20 protein-coding genes and 1 pseudogene are annotated in these 23,421 nt (G+C 73.3%); 12 read left to right on the forward strand and 9 right to left on the reverse strand.

Annotation, left to right across the window (positions count from 1 at the left end):
* Positions 1-15: 15 nt before the first annotated feature.
* Genes ABGB11_RS35395 through ABGB11_RS35410 form a run of 4 tightly spaced genes read right to left on the reverse strand, consistent with a single transcriptional unit; the run spans position 16 to position 3,536 of the window.
* On the reverse strand, positions 16-807 hold the full coding sequence (locus tag ABGB11_RS35395) for a putative hydro-lyase (protein ID WP_347639850.1): 792 nt from the start codon (positions 805-807) through the stop codon (positions 16-18).
* Positions 804-1,694 carry a biotin-dependent carboxyltransferase family protein gene (locus ABGB11_RS35400; RefSeq protein WP_347639851.1) on the reverse strand — a complete coding sequence of 297 codons (891 nt, stop codon included), beginning with the start codon at positions 1,692-1,694 and terminating at the stop codon, positions 804-806. The genes ABGB11_RS35395 and ABGB11_RS35400 overlap by 4 nt, the downstream gene beginning before the upstream one ends.
* Positions 1,691-2,299, reverse strand: a complete 609-nt coding sequence (locus ABGB11_RS35405; RefSeq protein ID WP_347639852.1) for an allophanate hydrolase subunit 1 — start codon at positions 2,297-2,299, stop codon at positions 1,691-1,693. The genes ABGB11_RS35400 and ABGB11_RS35405 overlap by 4 nt, the downstream gene beginning before the upstream one ends.
* Before the next feature lie 7 nt (positions 2,300-2,306).
* Positions 2,307-3,536, reverse strand: a complete 1,230-nt coding sequence (locus tag ABGB11_RS35410) for an NRAMP family divalent metal transporter (protein WP_347639853.1) — start codon at positions 3,534-3,536, stop codon at positions 2,307-2,309.
* 157 nt (positions 3,537-3,693) lie between these two features.
* Here ABGB11_RS35410 and ABGB11_RS35415 point away from each other — a divergent pair, with 157 nt between their 5' ends.
* Positions 3,694-4,389, forward strand: coding sequence for a GntR family transcriptional regulator (locus ABGB11_RS35415; RefSeq protein WP_347639854.1), 696 nt, complete (start codon positions 3,694-3,696; stop codon positions 4,387-4,389).
* Positions 4,390-4,410: 21 nt separating this feature from the next.
* On the opposite strand, the gene ABGB11_RS35420 is transcribed toward ABGB11_RS35415, so the two are convergent.
* A complete protein-coding gene (locus tag ABGB11_RS35420; protein ID WP_347639855.1) occupies positions 4,411-5,043 on the reverse strand; it encodes a GntR family transcriptional regulator in 633 nt (210 codons plus the stop codon).
* A gap of 209 nt (positions 5,044-5,252) precedes the next feature.
* On the opposite strand from ABGB11_RS35420, the gene pdhA reads away from it, so the two are divergent.
* The 11 genes and pseudogenes from pdhA to ABGB11_RS35475 all read left to right on the forward strand — a co-directional run bounded on the left by pdhA (position 5,253) and on the right by ABGB11_RS35475 (position 17,527).
* On the forward strand, positions 5,253-6,356 hold the full coding sequence (gene pdhA / locus ABGB11_RS35425; protein ID WP_347639856.1) for a pyruvate dehydrogenase (acetyl-transferring) E1 component subunit alpha: 1,104 nt from the start codon (positions 5,253-5,255) through the stop codon (positions 6,354-6,356).
* 11 nt (positions 6,357-6,367) lie between these two features.
* Positions 6,368-7,384, forward strand: a complete 1,017-nt coding sequence (locus ABGB11_RS35430) for an alpha-ketoacid dehydrogenase subunit beta (protein ID WP_347639857.1) — start codon at positions 6,368-6,370, stop codon at positions 7,382-7,384.
* Positions 7,381-8,658 (forward strand): dihydrolipoamide acetyltransferase family protein, encoded by a 1,278-nt coding sequence (locus ABGB11_RS35435; protein WP_347639858.1) that lies wholly within the window; start codon positions 7,381-7,383, stop codon positions 8,656-8,658. Before ABGB11_RS35430 ends, ABGB11_RS35435 begins: the two co-directional genes overlap by 4 nt.
* Positions 8,659-8,972: 314 nt before the next feature.
* Positions 8,973-9,808 (forward strand): annotated as a pseudogene (locus tag ABGB11_RS35440) (SDR family NAD(P)-dependent oxidoreductase).
* Between the two features lie 241 nt (positions 9,809-10,049).
* Positions 10,050-11,606, forward strand: coding sequence for a DUF4331 domain-containing protein (locus ABGB11_RS35445; protein WP_347639859.1), 1,557 nt, complete (start codon positions 10,050-10,052; stop codon positions 11,604-11,606).
* A gap of 8 nt (positions 11,607-11,614) precedes the next feature.
* Entirely contained in the window at positions 11,615-12,925 is a 1,311-nt protein-coding gene (locus ABGB11_RS35450) for a hypothetical protein (protein WP_347639860.1), read from the forward strand.
* On the forward strand, positions 12,922-14,304 hold the full coding sequence (locus tag ABGB11_RS35455; RefSeq protein WP_347639861.1) for a High-affinity nickel-transporter: 1,383 nt from the start codon (positions 12,922-12,924) through the stop codon (positions 14,302-14,304). The genes ABGB11_RS35450 and ABGB11_RS35455 overlap by 4 nt, the downstream gene beginning before the upstream one ends.
* 65 nt (positions 14,305-14,369) lie before the next feature.
* Entirely contained in the window at positions 14,370-14,981 is a 612-nt protein-coding gene (gene sigK / locus ABGB11_RS35460) for an ECF RNA polymerase sigma factor SigK (RefSeq protein WP_347639862.1), read from the forward strand.
* Positions 14,978-15,712, forward strand: coding sequence for an anti-sigma factor (locus tag ABGB11_RS35465; RefSeq protein ID WP_347639863.1), 735 nt, complete (start codon positions 14,978-14,980; stop codon positions 15,710-15,712). Before sigK ends, ABGB11_RS35465 begins: the two co-directional genes overlap by 4 nt.
* Before the next feature lie 40 nt (positions 15,713-15,752).
* Entirely contained in the window at positions 15,753-16,403 is a 651-nt protein-coding gene (gene pnuC, locus ABGB11_RS35470; RefSeq protein ID WP_347639864.1) for a nicotinamide riboside transporter PnuC, read from the forward strand.
* A gap of 14 nt (positions 16,404-16,417) precedes the next feature.
* Positions 16,418-17,527: an AAA family ATPase gene (locus ABGB11_RS35475; protein WP_347639865.1), complete on the forward strand. Its 1,110-nt coding sequence runs from the start codon at positions 16,418-16,420 to the stop codon at positions 17,525-17,527.
* A gap of 14 nt (positions 17,528-17,541) precedes the next feature.
* Here the strand turns inward: ABGB11_RS35475 and ABGB11_RS35480 are convergent, their stop codons facing one another.
* The 4 genes from ABGB11_RS35480 to ABGB11_RS35495 all read right to left on the reverse strand — a co-directional run bounded on the left by ABGB11_RS35480 (position 17,542) and on the right by ABGB11_RS35495 (position 23,326).
* Positions 17,542-17,832 (reverse strand): hypothetical protein, encoded by a 291-nt coding sequence (locus ABGB11_RS35480; RefSeq protein ID WP_347639866.1) that lies wholly within the window; start codon positions 17,830-17,832, stop codon positions 17,542-17,544.
* A complete protein-coding gene (locus ABGB11_RS35485; protein WP_347639867.1) occupies positions 17,829-18,140 on the reverse strand; it encodes a hypothetical protein in 312 nt (103 codons plus the stop codon). Before ABGB11_RS35485 ends, ABGB11_RS35480 begins: the two co-directional genes overlap by 4 nt.
* 79 nt (positions 18,141-18,219) lie before the next feature.
* A complete protein-coding gene (locus tag ABGB11_RS35490; RefSeq protein WP_347639868.1) occupies positions 18,220-22,008 on the reverse strand; it encodes a glycoside hydrolase family 2 TIM barrel-domain containing protein in 3,789 nt (1,262 codons plus the stop codon).
* A 118-nt stretch (positions 22,009-22,126) separates the two neighbouring features.
* Positions 22,127-23,326, reverse strand: a complete 1,200-nt coding sequence (locus tag ABGB11_RS35495; protein ID WP_347639869.1) for an ROK family transcriptional regulator — start codon at positions 23,324-23,326, stop codon at positions 22,127-22,129.
* Positions 23,327-23,421: the final 95 nt, after the last annotated feature.

A 23,421-nucleotide genomic window follows, 5' to 3' on the forward strand; every position in this document is an offset into this window, starting at 1 on the left:
GAAGCCTATGCCGGTTCAGGGCACGAGGTACCGGGTGTCGCGAACGTCGGTGATCGCCATGTGGCCGGGGGCGTGCCCGATGGCGAGCTTCGGGCGGGACGCCATCACGGCCGCCTGCGGGGTGACGCCGCACGCCCAGAACACCGGGATCTCGTCCACCCGCACGTCGACCGGGTCGCCGAAGTCGGGGGCGGACAGGTCCTCGATGCCGAGCTCGACGGGGTCGCCGACGTGCACGGGCGCGCCGTGGACCGCCGGGTACCGGGACGTCACCCGCACGGCGTCGGCCACCTGCGCGGCGGGGACCGGGCGCATCGAGACGACCAGCGGGCCGCCGAAGTCGCCGGCGCGGCGGCACATCCGGTTCGTCCGGTACATCGGGACGTTGCGGTTCTGCTCGATGTGCCGGACGGGGACGCCGGCCTCCTGGAGGGCGTCTTCGAAGGTGAAGCTGCACCCGATGAGGAACGCGACCAGGTCGTCGCGCCAGTGGCCGGTCACGTCGGTCGCCTCGGCGACGGGTTCGCCGTGCTCGTAGACGACGTAGCCGGGCAGGTCGGTGCGCAGGTCGCCGGCGAACAGCGAGGCGGAGACCTCACCGGGCTCGGTGACGTCCAAAACGGGGCACGGCTTCGGGTTGCGCTGCGCGAACAGCAGCAGGTCGTAGGCCTGTTCCCGGGGGACGGCGATGAGGTTCGCCTGCGTCCAGCCCGCGCACCATCCCGAGGTGGGGACGCGCAGTCCTTCCCGGAACAGCGCCCTGGCCTGCTCGGGCGACAGCGCGGCCGGGTCGAGGGGGGCGGTCATGGTCTCTCCTTTCCGAGGGGTGGCGCGGGCTGCGGGAGGAAGCGGAGCCGCTGTCCCGGACGGGCCTGGGCGGCGCGCCCCACGTCGTCGCGGGCGACGACCGCGATCACGGGGTACCCGCCGGTCAGCGGACGGTCGGCGAGGAACAGCACCGGCAGGCCGGACGGCGGGACCTGCAGCGCTCCGGTGACCGTCCCCTCGCTGGGCAGTTCACCGCGGCCGGCGTGGGCCAGCGCGGGTCCGTCCAGCCTCATCCCTACCCGGTCGATCTCGCTGGTGACCGTGAACGGGGCGGTGAAGAGGACGTCCAGCGCACCGGGGACGAACCAGTCGGCGCGCGGTCCGGGCATGGCGCGCAGTTCGAGATCCCCGGCGGGCGGGGGGCGGACGGGCAGGACGTCCAGGAGCGGCGCGGCGGCGGGCGGCGCGCCGACCGGGAGGAGGTCGCCGGGTTTGAGGGGCGCGGGGCCGAGCCCGGCGAGCGTGTCGGCGGAGCGGGACCCGAGGACGGGCGGGACGGCGATGCCGCCGCGGACGGCGAGGTAGCTGCGCAGCCCGGCGGGCGGGGAGCCCACCCGCAGCTCGGCGCCGTCCGGAACGTGGAAGATCGCGTAGGACGCCTCGGGACGGCCGTCCACCAGGAGCGGGGCGGGCGCGCCGGTGACCGCGGCGAACACCCCGCCGCGGGAGCGGACGCGCAGGCCGCCGAACGTGATCTCGATCGCGGCGTGGCCTTCGGGGTTGCCGAGCAGCCGGTTGGCGAGGCGGAGCGAGCCCAGGTCCGCGGCGCCCGACACCCCCACGCCGAGCGCCGCGCGACCCGGGCGGCCCAGGTCCTGGACTGTAGCCAGCGGCCCTGTCGCGACAACGTCCAGCCCTCGCTTCATGGTTCCCGCTGGACGAAGCGGACCCGGACCCCCGGGCGCAGGAGGGCGGGGCGCTCGCGGTCGAGGTCCCAGAGGACGGCCTCGGTGCGCCCGATGAGCCGCCACCCGCCCGGGGACTCGACGGGGTAGACGCCGCTGAAGCGCCCGGCGAGCCCGACCGCGCCGGCCGGGACGCGGACGCGCGGGGTGGCGCGGCGCGGGACGTCCAGCCGCGGGTCCCCGCCCTCCAGGTAGCCGAAGCCGGGCGCGAAGCCGGTGAAGGCCACCCGCCACGGCGTCCCGGTGTGCGCGGCGACGACCCCGGCCGGGGTGAGGCCGGTGAGGCGGGCGACCTCGCCGAGGTCCTCGCCGTCGTAGACGACGGGGATCTCGGCGGTGCCGGCGGCGTCGTCCGCCGTGCCCGGCCGTGTCGCGCGCACCATGGCGGCGACCGCGGCCGGGTCCGCGGACGGGTCGAGCAGCAGGGTCAGGGTGCGGGCAGCCGGGACCAGGTCGGCGACGCCGGGGGGCGGGGCCGCCGACAGCGCCGCGTACAGGCCGAGCATCGCCGGCAGGTCCGGCAGTTCGACCAGGAGCGCCGCGTCGCCGCTCGGGAGGATCCGCACCCGCCCCTCACTTCCACAGGTCGTCGAGCCCGGACAGGCTGTTCCAGCCCAGGTAGAGCGAGAGCAGCCAGGCGGCGGCGCCGAGGACGAGCAGCCAGACCGGGTACCGGTAGCCGCCGAGCAGGTCGCGGCGGCGGCCCGCCGCCCACAGCAGCACCGCCAGCCCGAACGGCAGGATCAGGCCGTTCAGCGCGCCCGCGAGGATGAGCAGCTTGGCCGGGGTCGTGCCGATCACGAGGTAGATGGAGGCGGAGACGAGGATGAACGCCACGACGAGGCGGTTGCGGTACCGCTCGACGAAGGACGAGAAGGACACGAGGAACGACACCGAGGTGTAGGACGCGCCGATGACCGAGGTGATCGCCGCCGACCACATGATCAGGCCGAACAGGCGCAGCCCGGCCTCCCCCGCCGCGTGCTCGAAGGCGGAGGCGGGGGCGTTCTCCTTGGCCAGCGTGACGCCGCCGGCGACCACGCCGAGGACGGCGAGGAAGAGCAGCACCCGCATCAGGCCGGTCACCAGGATGCCGGTGACGGCGCTGCGGTTGATCTCCCGGACGTTCTCGCTCCCGGTGAGCCCGGACTCGATCATGCGGTGCGCGCCGGCGTAGGTGATGTAGCCGCCGACCGTCCCGCCGATCAGGGTGGTGATGACGAGGAAGTCGACGGTCTCCGGCGCGACGCTCTGCTTCAGCGCGTCGCCGAGCGGCGGGTCGGACACGAACGCCACGTACAGGGTGAGCAGGATCATCAGCGCGCCGAGCACGACCACGATGCGGTCCATCGCGACGCCGGCCCGCCGGATCAGGAAGATCGCGATGGCGGCGATCGCGGAGACCGCGCCGCCGATCTTGACGTCCAGGCCGAGCAGCGCGTTCAGCCCGAGCGCGGTGCCGGCGATGTTGCCGATGTTGAAGACCAGGCCGCCGAAGACGTCCAGCGCGGCGAGCCCGTAGCCGGCGCCGGGCAGCACCCGGTTGCCGAGCTCCTGCGCGCGCATGCCGGAGACGCCGACGACGCGCCACACGTTCAGCTGGATCGCGATGTCCACCAGCACGGACACGAGGATCGCGAACGCGAAGGCCGCGCCGAGCTTCGCGGTGAACACGGTGGTCTGGGTGATGAAGCCGGGGCCGATGGCGCTGGTGGCCATCAGGAACATCGCGCCGAGGAGGGCGGAGCGGCGCGAGGGGGTGGCCGGGGCGGGGGTCTTGTCCAGGGTGGTCCGGTCCGACATGGGCGGGCCCCTTCCAGGGGGTGAGCTTTCCGACAGCGTAGAGATTGTTCAACAATCCGGCAATCCCCTTGTTGAGGTATTTCCGTCCCGATGGGATACGCTTGCGGGGCACACCCGTCCGCGGCGGCGCTCCGCCGCGCTCTCCGGAAGGACGCCGATGACGGTGCGGGAGCCGTGGCTCGACGAGATCGCGGCCGCGCGGCACGGCCTGGACCGGTCGAGCACCGCCGCCCGCGTCGCCGACCTGCTCCGCGCCCAGATCACCGACGGCCGGCTCGTCCCCGGGACGCGGCTGCCCGACAAAGAGCTCGCGAAGGCCATGGACGTGTCGCGCAACACGATGCGCGAGGCGTTCCAGATGCTGGTCAAGGAGCGGCTCCTCGTCCACGAGTTCAACCGCGGCACGTTCGTGCGCCGCGTCCCCGCCGACGACCTCGCCGACCTCTACCGCGTCCGGCGCCTCCTGGAGTGCGAGGCCGTGCGCGGCGCGGCGGGCGGGCCCCCGGCCACGCTCGGCCGGGTGGAGGCCGCCGTGCTGGCGGGCGAGCGCGCCGCCGCGGCCGAGGACTGGAAGGACGTCGGAACGGCCGACATCCTGTTCCACAAGGCGATCGTCGCGCTGATGGACAGCCCCCGGGCCTACGAGGTGATCGAGCACCTGCTGGCCGAGATGCGCCTGGTCTTCCACGAGATGGGCTCGCCGCGCGAGTTCCACGAGCCGTACCTCGCCCGCAACCGGCGCCTGTACGACCTGATGGCCCGGGGCGACTTCGCGGAGGCGGAGCGGGAGCTGCGCTCCTATCTGGACGACGCGGAGGAGCAGCTCACGAAGGCGTACCGCGAGAAGGCGTGACCGCCCCGCGTCCGGCGCGGGTCACGGGGCGTAGTTCATGACGTGGTCGTGCAAGAGCTGCGGGGCCCGCGGGTCCTCGCGGCGGAACGCCTCGATCAGCTCGGCGTGCTCGGCCGACTTGGAGTAGATCTCCGTGTGGTGCAGGCGGAGGGACAGGGTCGTCCACAGCTCGATGCCGAGGCCCTCCCAGACCGACACCAGCAGCCGGTTCCCGGCCGACTCGACGATCTCGCGGTGGAAGGCGATGCTGAGCCGCATCTGCTCGTGCAGGTCGCCGTCCCCGGCGGCCTCGCTCAGCCGGCGGTTGTGCTCCTCCAGCGCGTCCAGGCAGCCGGCGAGGCGGGGCAGCGCCAGCTCCACCGCCGTCCGCTCCAGCCCCGCGCGGACGGGGAAGATCTCCGCGAGGTCCCGCTCGGTGAAGTCGCGGACGCGGGCGCCCCGGTTCGGCAGCGTCTCGATGAGCCGCTGCGCCTCCAGCTGGCGCAGCGCCTCCCGGACGGGCCCCTGGCTGACGCCCAGCTCGCTCGCGATGCGCCGCTCGACGATGCGCTCGCCCGGCTCCCACCGCCCCGAGCTGATGCCCTCGACGATGAACTCGCGGATCTGGTCGGCGAGTCCGGTGCGGAGCAGCTGGGCGGGGATCGGCGCGTTCACGAGATGACATGGTAGACGGCGGGCCGTTAAGTGCGGCGTTGCGGGCCGCCGGCACACCGCCCTCCGCCTCGGGCCTCTCCTTCGGGCACGGGTAAGTGACCCTTGACAGGCGACGAGGTAGGATCGGATATGATCGATCATAGATCAATGATGATCGGGAGCGTCGTGGCGATCCTACGGCGCTGCCCCGGACAGAGGGAAGATCGCCGATGGCTGAGACCGTCCAGGCCGCTCCGGCGCGGAGCCGGAGCGCGCGCGGCACGAAGGCTCCCCGCCCGAAGAGCGCCGCGGCATCGCCGAAGGCACCCGACGACGGAACCCTCGTCGGCTACTACCGGCAGATGCTGCTGATCAGGCGGTTCGAGGAGCGGGCCGCCCGCGCCTACACCGAGGCCAAGATCGGCGGCTACTGCCACCTGAACCTCGGCGAGGAGGCGACGGTCGTCGGGCTGATGACCGCGCTGCGGCCCACCGACTACTTGTTCACGAACTACCGCGAGCATGGCTACGCCCTTGCGAAGGGCATCGGCGCGGACCGGGTCATGGCCGAGCTGTACGGGCGGTCGACCGGCGTCTCCAAGGGCTGGGGCGGGTCGATGCACCTGTTCGACGCCGAGGCGCGGCTGCTCGGCGGGTACGGGATCGTCGGCGGCCAGGTGCCGCTCGCGGCCGGCGCCGCGCTCGCCGTCTCCTACAAGGGCGGCGACGAGGTCGTCATGTGCCACATGGGCGACGGGACGACCGCCATCGGCGCGTTCCACGAGTCGCTGAACATCGCCGGCCTCTGGGACCTCCCGGTGGTCTTCGTCGTGATCAACAACGGCCTCGGCATGGGCACCACCGTGGAGAACAGCTCCGCCGAGCCCGAGCTGTACCGGCGCGGCGCCGCGTACCGGATGGAGAGCGCCCGGGTGGACGGCACCGACGTCGTCGCGGTGCGGGACGCCGCGCGCACCGCCGTCGAGCGCGCCCGCTCGCAGAGCAAGCCGTACCTGCTGGAGACCGTCAGCCCCCGGCTGAAGGGCCACTCGGTCGTCGACCCGGCCCGCTACCGGTCCAAGGAGGAGAAGGAGACGCTGAAGGCCGCCGACCCCCTGGCCCGGATGGCGCTGGAGCTAGAGGAGGCCGGGATCCTCTCCCACGACGACCGCGACAAGCTGGACGCCGAGGTGACGGCCGAGGTCGACGCCGCCGCCGCGTTCGCCGACGACAGCCCGGCCCCCGAGGTCTCCACGCTGTTCGACTACACCTACGCCACCCCGGTCCCGGGCGAGCTGCGCCGGCTCCCCGCCGACCCCGTCTTCGGTTCCTGAGAGGCACCCCCATGGCAACCGCGACCTACCGCCAGGCCCTCCGGGACACGCTCCGCGCCGAGATGCTCCGCGACGAGAACGTCTTCCTGATGGGCGAGGAGATCGGGCTCTTCGAGGGCTCCTACAAGATCACCGAGGGGCTGCTGAAGGAGTTCGGCCCGCGCCGCATCCGGGACACCCCGATCGCCGAGGAGGGCTTCGTCGGCGCCGCGATCGGCGCCGCCATGCTCGGCCTGCGCCCCGTCGTGGAGATCATGACGATCAACTTCTCGCTGCTGGCGCTGGACCAGATCGTCAACCACGCCGCGAAGATCTACGGGATGTTCGGCGGGCAGGCCAGCGTGCCGATGGTGATCCGCACGCCGGGCGGCGGCGGGCAGCAGCTCGGCGCCACCCACTCGCAGAACGTCGAGCTGTTCTACTCGTTCATCCCGGGGCTGAAGGTCGTCGCGCCGAGCACGCCCGCCGAGGCGTCCGCGATGCTGAAGGCCGCCATCCGGGACGACGACCCGGTGCTGTTCCTGGAGAACCTCGCGCTCTACAACACCAAGGGCGAGCTGCCCGCCGCGGTCGAGGACATCGAGCCCGCCGAGATCGGCCGCGCCGCCGTCACCCGTCCCGGCACCGACATCACGATCATCGGGTACTCGCGGATGGCGCGGGTCGCCATGGACGTCGCCGAGACCCTCGCCGCGGAGGGGATCTCCGCCGAGGTCGTCGACCTGCGGAGCCTGCGCCCGCTCGACCGGCGGACGATCGTGGACTCGGTCCGCAAGACCGGCTCGGCCGTGGTGGCCGAGGACGACTGGCTCACCTACGGCATCGGCGCCGAGATCGCCGCGACGATCCAGGAGGGCGCGTTCGACTGGCTGGACGCCCCCGTCCGCCGGGTCGCGATGGCCGAGGTGCCGCTCCCCTACGCCAAGTCCCTGGAGTCGGCGGCGCTGCCGTCCGCCGACTCCCTGCTCACCGCCGTCCGCGCCACGCTCCGCGCGACCGGCCGCCAGATCCTGGAGCCGACCTCATGACCGAGATCCTCATGCCCCGCCTCTCCGACACGATGGAGGAGGGCGTCATCAGCTCCTGGCAGAAGCAGCCGGGGGACGAGGTCGCGGTCGGCGACGTCATCGTCGACATCGAGACCGACAAGGCCGTCATGGAGTATGAGGCGTACGAGGCCGGCGTGCTCGAGAAGATCCTGGTGAAGGAGGGCGACTCGGCCGCGATCGGCGCCCCCATCGCGGTGATCGCCCCCGTGGGCGGGGCCGAACCGGCCGCCGCACCCGAACCCGCCGCCGCGCCAGAACCGGCCGCCGCGGTGGAACCGGAGCCCGCGCCCGCCACGGAACCCGAGCCCGCAGCGGCACCCGCGGCACCCGCGCCGGCACCGCGGCGTCCGGGCGGGTCGCGCCCGCCGTCGTCGCCGCTGGCGCGGCGGCTGGCCCGCGACCACGGCATCGACCTGTCGACGCTGACCGGGTCCGGGCCGGGCGGGCGCGTCGTCCGCGCCGACATCGAGGCCGCGATCCGCGCCGGAGCCCCGGCTCCCGCCGCACCGGCCCCCGCTCCGGCGGCACCGGCCGTGCAGGCCCCGCCGGTCCAGGAGAAGGCCGACGACCCGGACGTCGAGGCCGTCCCGCTGAACCGGTTCCGGAAGGTGGCGGCGAAGCGGCTCAGCCAGAGCAAGCGCGAGGCGCCGCACTTCTACCTGAACCGCGAGGTGGACGCCGAGGCGCTGCTGGCGTTCCGCGCCACCCTGAACGAGGCGCTCGCCCCGGCGAAGGTCAGCGTGAACGACCTGGTGGTGAAGGCGGCGGCGACCGCGCTGCGCGAGCATCCGGCGGTGAACGTCTCCTACACCGAGGAGAACCTGCTCTTCCACAAGCGGATCCACGTGGGCGTCGCGGTGGCGGTCGAGGACGGCCTGGTCGTCCCGGTCGTCAGGGACGCCGACCGCAAGAGCGTCTCGGAGATCGGCCGGGAGACCCGCGAGCTGGCCGGGAAGGCCCGCGAGGGCAAGCTGTCCGCGCAGGACATGAGCGGCGGGACGTTCAGCGTCAGCAACCTCGGCATGTTCGGCGTCGACTCGTTCTCCGCGGTGATCAACCCGCCGGAGGCGGCGATCCTCGCCGTCGGCGCCGTCCGGGACGAGCCGGTGGTCCGGGACGGCCAGGTCGTGCCGGGCAAGCGCATGGCGGTGACCCTGTCGGTCGACCATCGCGCCACCGACGGCGCGACCGCCGCGAAGTTCCTCGCCCGCCTCGCCGAGCTGCTCCAGAACCCGCTGCTCATCGTGGCCTGACGGTCAGAGCATCACCCGGCCTCCGGCCACGTCGACCGTGAGGCCGGTCAGCCAGGACGACCGGTCGGAGGCGAGGAAGAGCGCGGCGTCCGCGACGTCGCGCGTCTCGCCGAGCCGGCCGAGGGGGTGCGAGGCGGCGACGGCCTGCTGGACTGCCGCCGCCGCCCGGGAGGTTGGTCGGCAGGCGCCCGGCCGAGGACGACATCGTGATGATGGAGCCCGCCTTCCTCTCCAGCATGCCGGGCAGGAAGCTCTTGAGGGCGAGGAAGGACTGGCTCTGGATTTATGCATGAATGTTCATTTATTATTTGCCCATGACGAACTTCGATGTCGACCTGAGCGGCACCGTGGCCGTGGTCACGGGGGCGAGCAGGGGCGCGGGGCGCGGGATCGCCCTCGTGCTGGGAGAGGCGGGGGCGACCGTCTACGTCACCGGACGCAGCGTGCGGGGGGCGCCCTCCGGCCCGGGGCGGGACGGCACGATCAAGGAGACGGCCGAGGCGCTCACCGAACGGGGCGGCGTCGGCGTCCCGGTGCGCTGTGACCACACGAACGACGCCGAGGTGGCGGCACTGGCGGAGCGGGTACGCCGCGACCAGGGCCACCTGACCTGCTCGTCAACAATGCCTGGGGCGGCTACGAGCAGCGGCCCGGTGAGGAGGAGGCCGGGTTCTTCGGCGTCCCGTTCTGGGAGCAACCGCTGTGGCGGTGGGAGGCGATGTTCACCTCGGGCGTCCGCGCGCACTTCCTCGCCGGGCGGCACGCCGCGCCGCTGCTCCTGGAAGGCGCCGGGAAGCGGCCGAGGCTCATCGTCAGCACGCTCGCCTGGGCTTTCGGCGCCTACCTGGGGAACGTCCTGTACGACAGCGCGAAGGCCGCGACCGCGCGGATGGCGTTCGGCATGGCCGAGGACCTGCGCGACCACAAGGTCGCGGCCGTAGCGCTGGCCCCCGGGCACCTCGGCGTCTCCGAGACGCCCGAGTACCTCGGACGCGCCGTCGCCAGCCTGGCCGCGGACCCGGACGTCATGAGCAGGACCGGTGAACTGCTGACGGTGGGCGGCCTCGCCCGCGAGTACGGCTTCACCGATCTCGACGGGACCCAGCCGGAGCCGTTCGGCCTGCCCGCCTCCCAGCGGAGCGGCGGCTGAACGGGGGCGGCGGCACGCCGGGCCGCCCGGTGGCCCGGCGGGACGTCGGCGGCGGCGCTGCGGTTCGAAAGAGGCCGTATCCGGCCAGGGGGCGGTACCGACCAATCACTTTCGGCCGGGCGCGCGAAGTATCCGCGGGCAAGGCGAAGAAACCGGTCGATCCGGCGTCGCGGCACCGAAGCCCAGCGCCACGGAACGGCGCCGCCGCGGCGGGCACCCGGAGACCGGCGAGGGTTCCACGATGCCGACACTCCATCCAGCCGGGGCACGGTCCAGCACGCGGGTCGCCGCGTTGGTCGCCGCGGGGGGCCTGCTGGTCGCGGGCGGGTTCGCCGGGCTCGCGCCGAAGCAGGGCACCGCCTCCAGCCACCGCGAGGCGCCGCTCATCTCCGGGCAGCCGCAGTACGACAACACCGACGTCTACGCGTTCGTCAGTCCCGACAAGCCGGACACCACCACGCTGATCGCGAACTTCATCCCGTTCGAGGACCCGGCGGGCGGGCCCAACTTCTACAAGTTCGCGCGGGACGCCCGCTACGAGCTGAACGTCGACAACGACGGCGACTCCCTGCCCGACCTCACCTACCGGTTCCGCTTCCACGACCGGCTGAAGAACGCGAACACCTTCCTCCACAACACCGGGCCGGTGACGAGCCTGGACGACCCGGACCTCAACTTCACGCAGACCTACGACCTGACCCTGATCCGGCGGGTGGGCGGGCAGGTGCACAGCACCCGAACGCTCGTCTCGGGAGCGCCGGTCGCACCGTCCAACGTGGGCAAGGCGTCGATGCCGGACTACGCGAAGCTGCGCGCCCAGGCCGTCAAGCCGCTCGGCGACGGCACGACGTCGTTCGCCGGGCAGGCCGACGACTCCTTCTTCCTCGACCTGCGGGTGTTCGACCTGCTGTACGGGGCGAACCTGAAGGAGGTCGGCAACGACACCCTGAGCGGCTACAACGTCAACACGGTCGCGCTGCAGATCCCGACGCGGCACCTCGTCAAGGGTAAGGAGCCGGTGATCGGGGTGCACTCGGCGGTGTCGCGGCTCAACGCGTCCGGCGCGTACACCCAGGTGTCGCGGCTCGGGAGCCCACTGGTGAACGAGGTGGTCATCCCGCGCGGCAAGAAGGACACGTTCAACGCGTCCGTCCCGTGGTACGACGCGCAGTTCGCCACGTTCGTCACCGACCCCGAGCTGCCGAAGCTGATCGAGAAGATCTACAAGATCCCGGCGCCGCCCGGCCCGCGCAGGGACCTCGTCCAGGCGTTCCTGACGGGCGTACCGGGGCTGAACCAGCCGGCGAAAGTCCGGCCGGCCGAGCTGCTGCGGCTGAACACCTCCATCAAGCCGACCCCGACGCCGGACCGGCTCGGGGTGCTCGGCGGCGACAAGGCGGGCTTCCCGAACGGGCGGCGGCTCACCGACGACGTCCTCGACATCTCGCTGCAGGCCGTCGAGGGCGAGCTGCTCGGCAAGAAGAACGACCTCGGCGACGCGGTCAACACCAACGACGCCGCGTTCGGCACGTCGTTCCCGTACGTGGCGCAGCCCCACTCGGGGTCGGACGTGCGCGGCCCGAAGAAGACCGGGGCGAAGGCGTCCGGCACGGTGAAGAAGGACGGCGAGACCGTGACCCTGCTGAACGCGGGCGCGACCGACAGCACAGCCGGGTCGGACGACGACGGCGGGATGATCCCGCTGCTGCCCGCCGCCGCGGCGGCGGGCGCGGCCGCGTTCCTGCTGACCGGCGGGCTGCTGTGGTGGCGGCGCCGGCTCCCCGGGATGGGACGGTAAGCGAGCCGATGCGTCCCCTCCTCGCCGGGGCCTCGGTGGCCGGGCTCGTCGCGGCGCTCACGCTCGGATCGGCGGCCGCGTTCGGCCGCCCGTCCGGGCCGCCCGCCGCGGCGGCCCCCGCCGGGGCCCCGGCCTCCGGAATCGCCGGCCTGCAGGAACGCGTGCGCGAGCAGCCGCACGACGCCGCGGCATGGGCGTCGCTCGGGATCGCGTACGTGGAGCAGGCCCGGCTCACCGCCGACCCCGCCTCCTACCCGAAGGCGGACGAGGTGCTGCACCGCTCGCTGCGGGAGGCGCCCGGCAACGACGCCGCGCTGTCCGGACTCGGCGCCCTCGCGGCGGCGCGGCACGACTTCCACGGGGCGCTGCGGTACGCCGACCGCGCGCTCGCGGCGAACCCGCACGGGCAGAAGGCCGCGGCCGTCCGGGTGGACGCGCTGGTCGAGCTCGGCCGCCACGACGCCGCGCTGGCCGCGGCCCGCCGCGCGGACTCCGTCCGGCCCGGCGTCCCGATCTTCACGCGGCTCGCGTACGTGCGGGAGCTGCGCGGGGAGGTGCCGGAGGCGCGGCGCGTCCTCGGGCTGGCGCGCTCGTCGGCGACCGACCCCGGCGACCTCGCCTACATCGCGGCGCAGCTCGGCGAGCTGGCCTGGAACGACGGCGACCTCGGCCGGGCGGGACGCGAATACGCCGAGGCGCTGCGCCTCTCCCCCGGCCACCTGGCCGCCCTGGACGGCCAGGCCCGCGTCAAGGCCGCGCGGGGCGACACGTCCGGGGCGCTCGCCGAGCGGGCCGAGATCGTCCGCCGGCTCCCGCTGCCGCAGTACCTCACCGAGTACGGGGAGCTGCTGGAGGCCGCCGGCCGTCCGGACGAGGCGAAACGGCAGTACGCCGTCGCCACGGCGTGGGCGCGGACCGCCGAGGCCAACGGGGTCGACGCCGACCTGGAGACCGCGCTGTCCGAGAGCGACCACGGCGACCCGAAGGCGGCCCTGCGAGCGGCGCGGGCCGAGTACGAGCGCCGCTGCCCGGACCCCGGCGTCCGGGAGTGCAGCGTGCACGCGGCGGACGCGCTGGCCTGGGCCCTGCACGTCAACGGGCGGGACGAGGAGGCCCTCCGCTACGCCCGGCAGGCGACGGCGACCGGGTACCGCCGCGCGCAGTTCCGCTACCACCTCGGCGTCATCGAGAAGGCGCTCGGCAAGCGCGCCGCCGCCCGCCGCGACCTGGCCGAGGCGCTGCGCCGCAACCCGCGGTTCTCGCCCCTGTGGGCGCCCCGCGCCAAGGCCGCCCTGGAGGACCTGGGAGGGACCCCGTGATCGGTTCCATGCTCGCGGCCGGGCTGATCGCCGCGCATCCGCTGGGCAACTTCACCGTGAACCACTACGACGGGCTGGTCACCGCCCCGCACGAGCTGCGGATCGACCACGTCGAGGACCACGCCGAGATCCCCGCCGCGCAGGCGATGCCCGCGATCGACACCGACCAGGACGGGCGCCCGTCGGGCGGCGAGCTGGCGTCCTGGGCGCGCGGCGCCTGCGGGCGGGCGGCGGCGTCGCTGCGCATCGCGGAGAACGGGCGCGCGGTCACCGCGTCCGTGGCGTCCGCGACCGCCTCCGCGCCGCGCGGGCAGGCGGGGCTGCCGACGCTGCGGCTCGAATGCCGGCTCACCGCGCCTGCCAGGCCGGGAAAGATCACCTTCCGCGGCGGCGGCGCGGACGGCCGGATCGGCTGGCGGGAGATCACCGCGCGCGGCGACCGGATGACCCTGAAGGCGTCCAGCGTGCCGGAGTCGTCCCGCAGCCGGCGCCTCACCGCCTACCCGGACGGCATGCTCAGCTCACCGCTCGACCAGCGGTCGGCGGCGCTGGACGTGCGTGCGGGCGGGCCACCGCTCGCGGGCCCGGCGTCCGGCGGCGGGCCCGAGCGGCTGCTGCCCCGCGGCGCGGACGGGCTCACCCAGCGGTTCACGTCCCTGGTCGCCCGGCACGACCTCACGCCGGGCTTCGCCGCGCTCGCGTTCCTCATCGCGCTGGTCCTCGGCGCCCTGCACGCGCTCGCCCCCGGCCACGGCAAGACGATCATGGCGGCGCACGCCATCGGGACGGGGCGGCGGCGGACCCGGGACGTCCTCACCCTCGGCCTGACGGTCACGCTCACCCACACGGCCGGGGTGCTCGCCCTCGGCCTGCTCGTGACGACCGGGACGTTCCTCGCGCCCGAGACCCTGTTCCCCTGGCTCGGCGCGGCCGGCGGGGTCCTGGTGACGGCGGCCGGGGCGCTGCTGCTGCGCCGCGCACTGCACAACCGCCGCCACACCCACGAGCACGGGCATGGACACGGGCATGGACACGGCCACGGGCACGGGCACGCGCACGCGTCTTCGCGGCGCGGCGGGGTCGTGCTCATGGGGCTGGCGGGCGGTATGGTCCCGAGCCCGTCCGCCGTGGTGGTGCTGGTCGGCGGGGCGGCGATCGGGCGGGCCTGGTTCGGGGTCGTCCTCGTCCTGGCGTACGGGCTCGGCCTCGCCGCCGCCCTGGTGTCGGTCGGGCTGCTCGTCCTCGGCTCCGGGCGCGCCCTGGCGCGGCGCATTCCGGTCATGCGGCCGCGGCTCCCGACCGGAATGATGCCGATAGGAACGTCCGCGACGGTCGTCGTCCTCGGGCTCGGGCTGACGTTGCGCAGCCTGGTGCCGTGATGCCCGATCCGAGGCGGCCCCGGATGCGTAGTGCCGGACGGACGGCCTACCGAGGGGAGCGCGGCATGCCGCCTGAGACGAGACCGCCGGACGACGGGACGGTGGCCGGGCACGACGCGGACGCGCTGCTCGGCCGGACGGCCCGCGGCGACGAGCGCGCGTTCGAGCTCCTGTACGACGTGGCGGCCGCGCCCGTGTACGGCCTGGTGCGGCGGGTGATCCGCGATCCGGCGATGGCGGAGGAGGTGACGCAGGAAGTGATGATCGAGGTGTGGCGGTCCGCGACCCGGTACGACCCCGGACGCGGCGGCGCCATGGCGTGGATCATGACGATCGCGCACCGCCGGGCCGTGGACCGGGTGCGGCGCGAGCAGGCCGCGGGCGACCGCGAGGCGCGGGCCGGCCATCCCTCCTCCCACCCTGCCGCCCACCAGGGGTCGGGCACCGCGCACGACCCGGTGGGCGAGCGGGTCGAGGCGCGGCTGGAGCACGAGCGGGTGCGGCGCTGCCTCGGCACGCTGACGCACCTGCAGCGCGAGTCGGTGACGCTCGCCTACTACGGCGGGCACTCCTACCGCGAGGTCGCCGAGCTGGTCGGGGCCCCGCCGAACACGGTGCGGACCCGGATGCGCGACGGCATCATCCGCCTGCGCGACTGCCTGGGGGTGGAACGATGACGGGGCACGACCTGCACGCCCTCGCCGGCGCGTACGCGCTCGACGCGATCGACGACGCGGAGGAGCGGCGGCTGTTCGAGTCGCATCTCGCCGGGTGCGAGACCTGCGAGACCGAGCTGCGCGAGTTCCGGGCGACGACGGCCCGGCTGGGCATGGCCGTCGCCGAGGCGCCCCCGCCGCGGCTGCGCGCCCAGGTGCTCGCCGACATCCGCAACGTCCGGCAGCTGCCGCCCGCCCCGGCGCGCCGGGAGGCCGCCGTGCGGCCGCTCCGGCCGCGGCGGTGGCGCCGCGCGGCCGCCGCCGGGCTCGCCGCCGCGGCGTGCCTGGTGACGGCGGCGTCGGTCGGGGTGGCGATCAACGAGCGGCAGCGGGTGGAGCGGTCGGAGGCCGCCTACCGGGACGTGGCGTCCGTGCTGTCGGCGCCCGACGCGCGGTCGGCGACGGGCCGGGCCGCGGGCGGCGGGACGGTGACGATCGTGGCGTCCGCGTCACGCGGCCGGGTGGTCGTGGCGTCCTCCGGGCTGCGGACGCTGCCGTCCTCGCAGGCGTACCAGCTGTGGCTGATCGACGCGGCCGGGCCGCGCTCGGCGGGCCTGCTCCCGAGCGACCGGAGCCGTCCGGTCGTCGCCGGGACGTGGCGCCCGTCGGACAAGCTGGGCGTCACGGTGGAACCGGCCGGCGGCTCCGCGCAGCCGACCACGACACCGCTCGTCCTGCTCAGCGCGACCTGACCGCTTGTCGTCTTTCTGACGATATGTGATCATTGCGGGCATGTCGGTGAACGTCCCGCTGGGCCCGCTGCTCGAACCCGCCTTCCATCTCGGGGATGTCCCCACCACGTGGGCGGAGCTGCTCGGCTTCGCGACCGGCGCGGTCAACGTGTGGCTCGTCGTCCGGCAGAACATCCTGAACTGGCCGATCGGCATCGCCAACGTGATCCTGCTCGGGCTCGTGTTCCTGGACGGTGGCCTCTACGCCGATTCCGGGCTGCAGATCGTCTACGTCGCGCTGCAGCTGTACGGGTGGTGGGTGTGGCTGTACGGCGGGGACGGCCGCGACCGGCTCCCGGTGCGGCGCACGCGGCGGGGCGAGTGGGCGGCCCTCGTCGCGGCGGGCGCGGCCGGCACCGCGTTCCTGACCTGGGCGCTGTCGGTGTGGACGGACTCGACCGTGCCGTTCTGGGACGCCCTGACCACCGCCGTCTCCCTCACGGCCGTCTACGGGCAGTCGCGGAAGCTGCTGGAGTCGTGGTGGCTCTGGATCACCGCCGACCTCGTCTACATCCCGCTGTACTTCTACAAGGACCTCAAGCTCACGAGCGCCCTGTACGTCATCTTCCTGACCCTGTGCGTGTTCGGGCTGCTGGCCTGGCGGCGCGACCTGCGCGGTCAGGGCCTGAGCCCGGCGGCCGTGCCCGCATGAAATACGCGGCCCGCATGACGTACGAGCACGGCCTTGTCATCGGCAAGTTCTATCCGCCGCACGCCGGCCACCGGCATCTGATCGACACGGCCGCCGCGGCCTGCGCCCGGGTGAGCGTGGTTGTCGCCGCGTCGACCGTGGAGAGCATCCCGCTCGCGCTGCGAACGGCCTGGCTGCGGGAGGTCCACCCGCAACCGCACGTGGAGATCCTCCCGGTGGTGGACGACGTCGAGATCGACTACGGCTCGGACGAGATCTGGTCGGCGCACGTCATGGCGTTCCGGGCCGGGCTCGCGATGCGGTCGGGGCTCGGCGTGTCCGTCCCGCCGGTGGACGCGGTGTTCAGCTCGGAGGAGTACGGGCCGGAGCTGGCGGCACGGTTCTCCGCCGTCCATGTCGCGGTCGACCCGCCGCGCGGCCGGTTCCCGGTCAGCGGCACGGCCGTCCGGGACGATCCCGTGGCGAACTGGGAGTTCCTCGCGCCGCCCGTCCGGGCGTACCTGGCGCGCCGGGTCGTGGCCGTGGGCGCCGAGTCGACCGGGACGACCACGCTGGCCCGCGCTCTGGCCGCCCACTACGCGGAGCGGGGCGGCGTCTGGGCCGCGACCCGCTGGGTGCCGGAGTACGGCCGGACGTACACCGAGGAGAAGCTGGCCGCAGCACGCCGGGAGTCGGGCGACCCGTCGCTGTGGCTGGACGACCTCGTCTGGGAGCCGGCCGAGTTCACGACGATCGCCGAGCGCCACGCGGCCCTGGAGGACGCGGCGGCCCGGTCGGGTTCACCGTTGCTGGTCTGCGACACGGACGCCTTCGCCACGGCCGTCTGGCACGAGCGCTATCTCGGCGCTCCGGCCGCCGATGTCGAGGCCGTGCACTCGCGCACTCCGCACGACCTGTGGATCCTGACCGATCCGGAGGGCGTCCCGTTCGAGCAGGACGGCTGGCGGGACGGCGAGTCGATCAGACTCTGGATGTCGGGACGCTTCACCGACGAGCTCAAGAGGCGGGGCCTGCCGCACATCACCGTGACCGGCCCCCACGAACACCGCCTGGCCACCGCGGTGGAGGCGACCGACGCCCTGCTGGCCCGGGGCTGGGCCTTCAACACCCCGCTGAAGCCCTAGCCCTCGACCTCCCGTCATCCGGCCCAGCTGATGTCGGTGATGTGGAACTCCTTGATGTCGCGGAGGACCAGATACTCGATGGACGCGTCGATGTCGCCCACCGAGACCTCGTAGGCGACTCCGGCCGCGTCGAGCGGCTTGCCGGGCGGGGGTAACCCGAGGTCGACCGCGGCGCCGCCCTGCCAGGCCAGCTCGCACAGGTACTCGACGAGCCGGTCCTCGATCGGCTTGGGCAGCGAGGAGTGGAGGATCGCCCCCGCCGTCTCGGAGCAGAAGACCGTCCAGCCGCTCTTGCCAGCGGTCACACGTTCCCGCTTCGGAAGCGGCGCCCGGCCTTGATCTCCTCCAGGGAGACCTTTCTCCCGGCCCTCATCTCCTCGATCGTCCTCGCGCGGCGCTCCTCCCTGCCGGGCACCTGGCCGAACATGGCCTCGGCGTGCCAGCCGGCGAGCAGGTTCGTCAGCTCGGGCCCGATCTGCGCGTCCATGACCTCGCGGAGGAACTGGGCCTCCTTCTCCTCGGGCAGCCATTCGGCGATGCCCTTGATCGTCCTCGGGACCCGGTGGACCTGCCCGGGGGCCGACAGGGACGGTTCGAGTGGTTCTGCGCTCATGTCTCTCCTGTCCGTCCTGTCCGGTCCACGCTCACCCGTACACCGGGACCCTACAGCGCCCCACCGACAGGACGGAGCGTCATTTCGCGGAACGCAGCGTATTGATCTGCGCAGGTGTCAGAGGAGACAAAAGCGTTCTGTAGGTGTAAGTGCGATCCGGACGGGTCTGGTATTCGGGACGGACGGGATTGGGCGTGTCGCCCACTCCGGTGACCGAATGGTCGATATGGAGGGTGTTCCAGCCGGGGTTCCGCACGCGGGCGAAGGGGTACAGCGCGCGGTCGAGGTCGTCGTACGGGGTGACGCTCGCCTCGATGGTTCCGTCCAGTCCCGCGGCCAGCAGACCGGAGCGGCCGTCGGTCAGCATCGTCCAGCGGACGTCGTCGTGGTTGCCGTGGTCCTGAGGCCGGTAGTACGAGACGTACTGCTCGTCGACCGTGGACGACCACACCCCCATGGGCGTGCCGTCCTTGCGGTCGTTGTAGTTGCCGACGGGGCCGCGCCCGTACCAGGCGAACCGCTTGTACCGGTCGGGCACCTTGAGCGTGTAGCCGACGCGGGCCAGGTAGGGCAGGCTCCTGACCTGGCCTTGCGGGACGACCTGGTGCGTCAGCTCGATCCGTCCGGCGCCGTCGACGGCGTAGGTGGCGGTCTGGTCGAACCAGGCGTCGGGATGGTCGGGTGCGCCCGTCCTCCCGGTGATCTCGACCGTCACGCGCTCGCCGCCGGCGACCGTGACGCCGGTCGGCGTGGTGGCGAGCCGGTCGAGGCCGAGCCCGCGCCAGTCCTCGCCCTCGGCACGCCCCCAGGTGTAGGTCTCGTTGCTGATCGGGGGGCGCCACACGTCGAGTTCCGGTCCGGTGCGGAGCAGCTCACGCCCGCCGGCGCGCATGGACGTCATCGTGCCCTTGGACTTGTCGAAGACGTACCGGAAGCCCTTGCCGGTGACGATGATTTCCTTTCCGTTGTCTTCGCTCTTTACTTCGCCGGTGGCTTTCTTCTCGATTCCGGGGACCTTCGTGCCGCCCACCGCGAATTGACCGAAGCCCGTCACACGGCCGTTCTCCACGGCCTCAACCGTCAGCCATCGTTCGGCATTAGACGGATTGGCGGGAGGCCCCGGAATTTCCACGTCGCTCGAACCGCCGGGCGGCAGTTTCACCGACGACTTGCCCGAGGAGAGCGTCCGGGCGCCCTCGGTGTACCGCCAGCGCATCTGGACGGGGCTCGTGGCGAAGACCCGCTCACTGGAGACGGACACCGTCCCGTCACCGGCCCGGGTGACCCGGAACGGCGACTGCACCCACGTGAGCTGGGCCGTCTCCGGCTGGACGTACCGGTCGGAGCCGACTAGCCCGTCATCCCCGGACAGGCTCTCACCGTTCGACAGGAACGAGCCCTTGGTGTCGAAGCGGTCGAAGTCCAGGGCGAGGACGGCGTCCTTCTTCGGGTCGGCGCCCGACCCCAGCTCCCCCGCGGTGAGCGCGCGGCCGTAGATGCGGACCTCGTCGATCGTGCCGTGCGCCATGCGGCCCCGGTAGCCGTCCTGCATGGTCTCGGAGTTGCGGGCGATGTTGACGTCCCCGGACGACCGGTCGATCTTCCCCGTGAACGGCACGGACGCGGCCTCGCGGCCGTCGACGTACAGCCGGATCGCCGTCCCGTCGTAGGTCCCGGTGACCCGGTGCCACGTGTCGTACCAGTTCGCCGGGACCGGCGCCCGGACCGTCCGCCAGGTGCCGCTGTGGACGAAGAACTCCAGCGTGGTCTCGTTCGACATCTTCAGCGCGTACGAGTGGTCGCCCTTCCCCATGATGGTGAAGTCGCCCGTCCACGGCCGTGCGGGCTTCACCCACGAGTCCAGCGTGACGGACGTGCCGGTGAGGTCGAAGCGGCGGTCGCGGTAGACCTCGACGAAGTCGTCCAGGCCGGAGAAGTAGAGGGCCTTGCCGCGGTGGCCGTCCACGGTCTTCGGCAGACCCTGCAGCCAGGCCCGGATGCCGTTGCCGGAGCCGTCGGGCGTGGTGATGAGCGGGTGCCGCGGGTTGGCCTCGGCCCAGTCCCAGATGAACCCGCCCTGCGTCTGCGGATGCCGGCGGATCACCTCCCAGAACTCGCGGAAGTTGCCGAGGCTGTTGCCCATCGCGTGGGCGTACTCGCCCATGATGATCGGCTTGGTGGTGGCGGCGGCCTGCGCCTCCAGCCGCGCCGGCGTCGGGTAGCGCGGCCCCCACACGTCCGCGAACGGCGCGTCGCCGTCCGGGCTGTTCGACTGGTGGTACAGCGGGCGGGTCGGGTCGGTGGCGCGCGCGTGGTCGGCCATCTTGTCGTGGGCGGCGCCGAGCCCAGCCTCGTTCCCGGTGTCCCACATGAGGACGCTCGGGTGGTTCTTGTCGCGCGCCAGCATCGCCTTGAACCGGTCGAGGAACGGCTTCTGCCACTCGGGGCGGTCGGCGAGGCAGTCCTGGTCTCCTGTCCTGCCGCAGTCCTCCCAGTTGTGGGTCTCGATGTCGACCTCGTCGTCGACCCACAGGCCGCGCCGGTCGGCCAGCTCGTACAGGTAGGGGTCGGACGGGTAGTGCGCGGTCCGCAGGGCGTTGAGGTTGAACCGCTTCATCAGCGCCACGTCCGACTCCATGCGGGCGCGGGTCTGGTGCCGCCCGGTGTCGGGGTCGGTCTCGGGCCGGTTCACGCCCTTGATGAGGATGCGCTTCCCGTTGACGAGGACCTGCCGGTCCTTCACCTCGATCTCGCGGAAACCGAGGGTCTCGGCCGTGGTGTGGACGGCGCGGCCCCGCGCGTCGGCGAGTTCGAGGACGAGCGTGTACACGTTCGGCGTCTCGTCCGTCCACTTCGCCGGGTTCGTCACCGGTGCGGTCAGCCGGACGGACGTTCCGTCGCCGGAGACGGACGTCTTGCCGGAGAAGCGCTGCACCGTCCGGCCTCCGGGATCGACCAGGGTGGCGCGGACGGTGTGCTCGCCCTGAGGCCCGCCCCGGCTGCCCACGACGAGGCCGACGTTCAGCGTGGCGTCGCGGTAGGCGTCGTCCAGGTCGGTGGTGATGGTGGCGTCACGCAGGTACGTCTTCGGCGTGGAGTACGCCCAGACGGAACGGAAGATGCCGCTGTACCGCCACTGGTCGACGTCCTCCATGTAGGAGCCGGAGCTCCACCGGTGCACCTGGACGGCGACCGTGTTGGCGCCCTTGTGCACGAGGTCGGTGACGTCGAACTCGGCGGGCGTGTAGCCGCCCTGGTCGTAGCCGGCGTACTTGCCGTTCACCCACACGAAGTACGCGCTGACGACGCCTTCGAAGCGGAGGAACGTCCGGCGTCCGTCCCAGGTGCCCGGCACGTTCAGCGTCTTCACGTACGCGCCGGTCGGGTTGATGTCGCGTGGCGTCTTCGGCGGGTCGTCCGGCCACACCTCGGTCGGGATGTTGCGGAACATGGGGTGGTCGAGCCGGTCGCTCTGCCACGTGTGCGGCACCTTCACGCGGCGCCAGTCCGACGTGTCGTAACCCTGCTCGTAGAACCCCGACGGCACCTCGGCGGGACGGTCGGCGAGGGCGAAGCGCCAGTCGCCGTCCAGCGACCTCGTCCAGCGCGAGCCCTTCCCGCCGGCCGCCTGGCGGACGTCCTCGTACGGCCGCAGGACGGCGTGCGGGGCCTCCTGCCCCTCCCCCACCATCTCGGGATCGTCCAGGTAGGTGTAGACGTCGGACGGCGGGGCGGATCCGGGCTGGGCCGCGGCGAGGCCCTGCAGCGCCGACACGGCGAGCGCCGGCACGGCGAGGCACACCGCGAGCATGCGGTACACGTGACGATCATGGCGGCCGCGGGCGCGGAGTCGGGGGAACGCGGTCATCGGCGCGGCGCCTCCTCGCGGGCAGGCCCCCTGACGACACCCGTATGTCGATCACCTACGTCTGGGACGCTAGGTGCGGGTCACGCCGCGGTCAACGCATCGCGTGAGGTGTGGCGCTTCATGACAGCGGGGACGGCCGTGCTTGGCGTTCCTCGCCGAAGCCCGTCTCGCCGTCCGGGGCGGGGCTCCGGTCGAGGCGGAAGAGGTCCTCGTCGATCCGGTCCAGGGCGAGCCGGACGGCGCCGAGGGCGACCGACTCGTCCCCGAGCTCGGACTCCTCGATCCGGACGGGGCTCAGGCACAGCGGCCGGACCCGCCGGCGCACCTCCTTCACGAGCGGGGAGCCCGGCCTGATCAGCGGCCCGCCGACGACGACCATCTCCGGGTCGAGGGCGAGGGCCATCGCCGCGATGCCGCGCGACATGCGCTCGGCGAGCCCCTCCACCACGGCCGTCGCTTCGGGGGAACCGCCCAGCGCCGCGTCGAGGACCTCCTCCGCGCGCTGGAAGGCCGGGCCGGGCGCGGCGTCGCGCACCAGCGTCTCGGTGGTGCCCCGCAGGCCCAGCTCGTCCAGGACGCCGATCTCGCCGGCGGCGCCCCAGCGGCCGCGGTGCAGCCGCCCCCCGATGAGCGCGCCCGTGCCGGTGTGCAGGGCCGCGTGGACGCAGACGACGTCGTCGGCGTCGCGGGCGGCGCCGCGCCACCGCTCGGCCAGCGCGGCGAGGTTCGCGTCGTTCTCGGCGAGGACCGGGCAGGAGAACGAGCGGCCGAGTTCGCGCGCCAGGTGGACGCCCTCCCAGCCGGGCACGACCGTGCAGGACGTGACCGTCCCGTCGGGGGCGACGACGCCGGGGGTCCCCGCGGCGACCGCCCACAGCGACCGCCGGTCGATCCCCGCTGCGGACAGGCACGTCCGGACCGCGGCGCGCACCGTCGCGATCCGCTCGCCGGGCGGGGCCTGCGCGTCCAGGGCGGCGCAGTGGCCGCCGGCGACGTCGCCGGAGAGGTCGGCGACGAGCAGCCGAACCCGGTGCGCGTCGATGTCGATGCCGAGGGCGTGGCCGGCCTCGGCGCGGAACCGGTAGCGGCGGGCGGGCCGGCCGAGCCCGGCGCCGGGCTTCGGCGCGTCCTCGGTGACCAGGCCGCGGTCGATCAGACCGCCGAGCACGCCCTCGGTCGTCGGCCGGGACAGCTCGACCCGGCGGGCCAGCTCCGACAGGGTGGCCTCGCCGCCGTCGCGCAGCGCCCGCAGGGTCGCCGCCGAGTTGAGGCGGCGGAGCACCGAGGGGTCGCCTCCGTGGAGAGAGTGTTGCGGCACGGCACCCCTTGACAGCGATCGGCGGACGGACGACATTATTGCCAACCTACTTATGAAAGGTAGTTGCGTAATACCGGTGCCGGGCCCGGTGGCGC

It is taken from the genome of Actinomadura sp. B10D3, assembly GCF_039871695.1.
GTDB classification, from domain to species: Bacteria; Actinomycetota; Actinomycetes; order Streptosporangiales; family Streptosporangiaceae; genus Spirillospora; species Spirillospora madurae.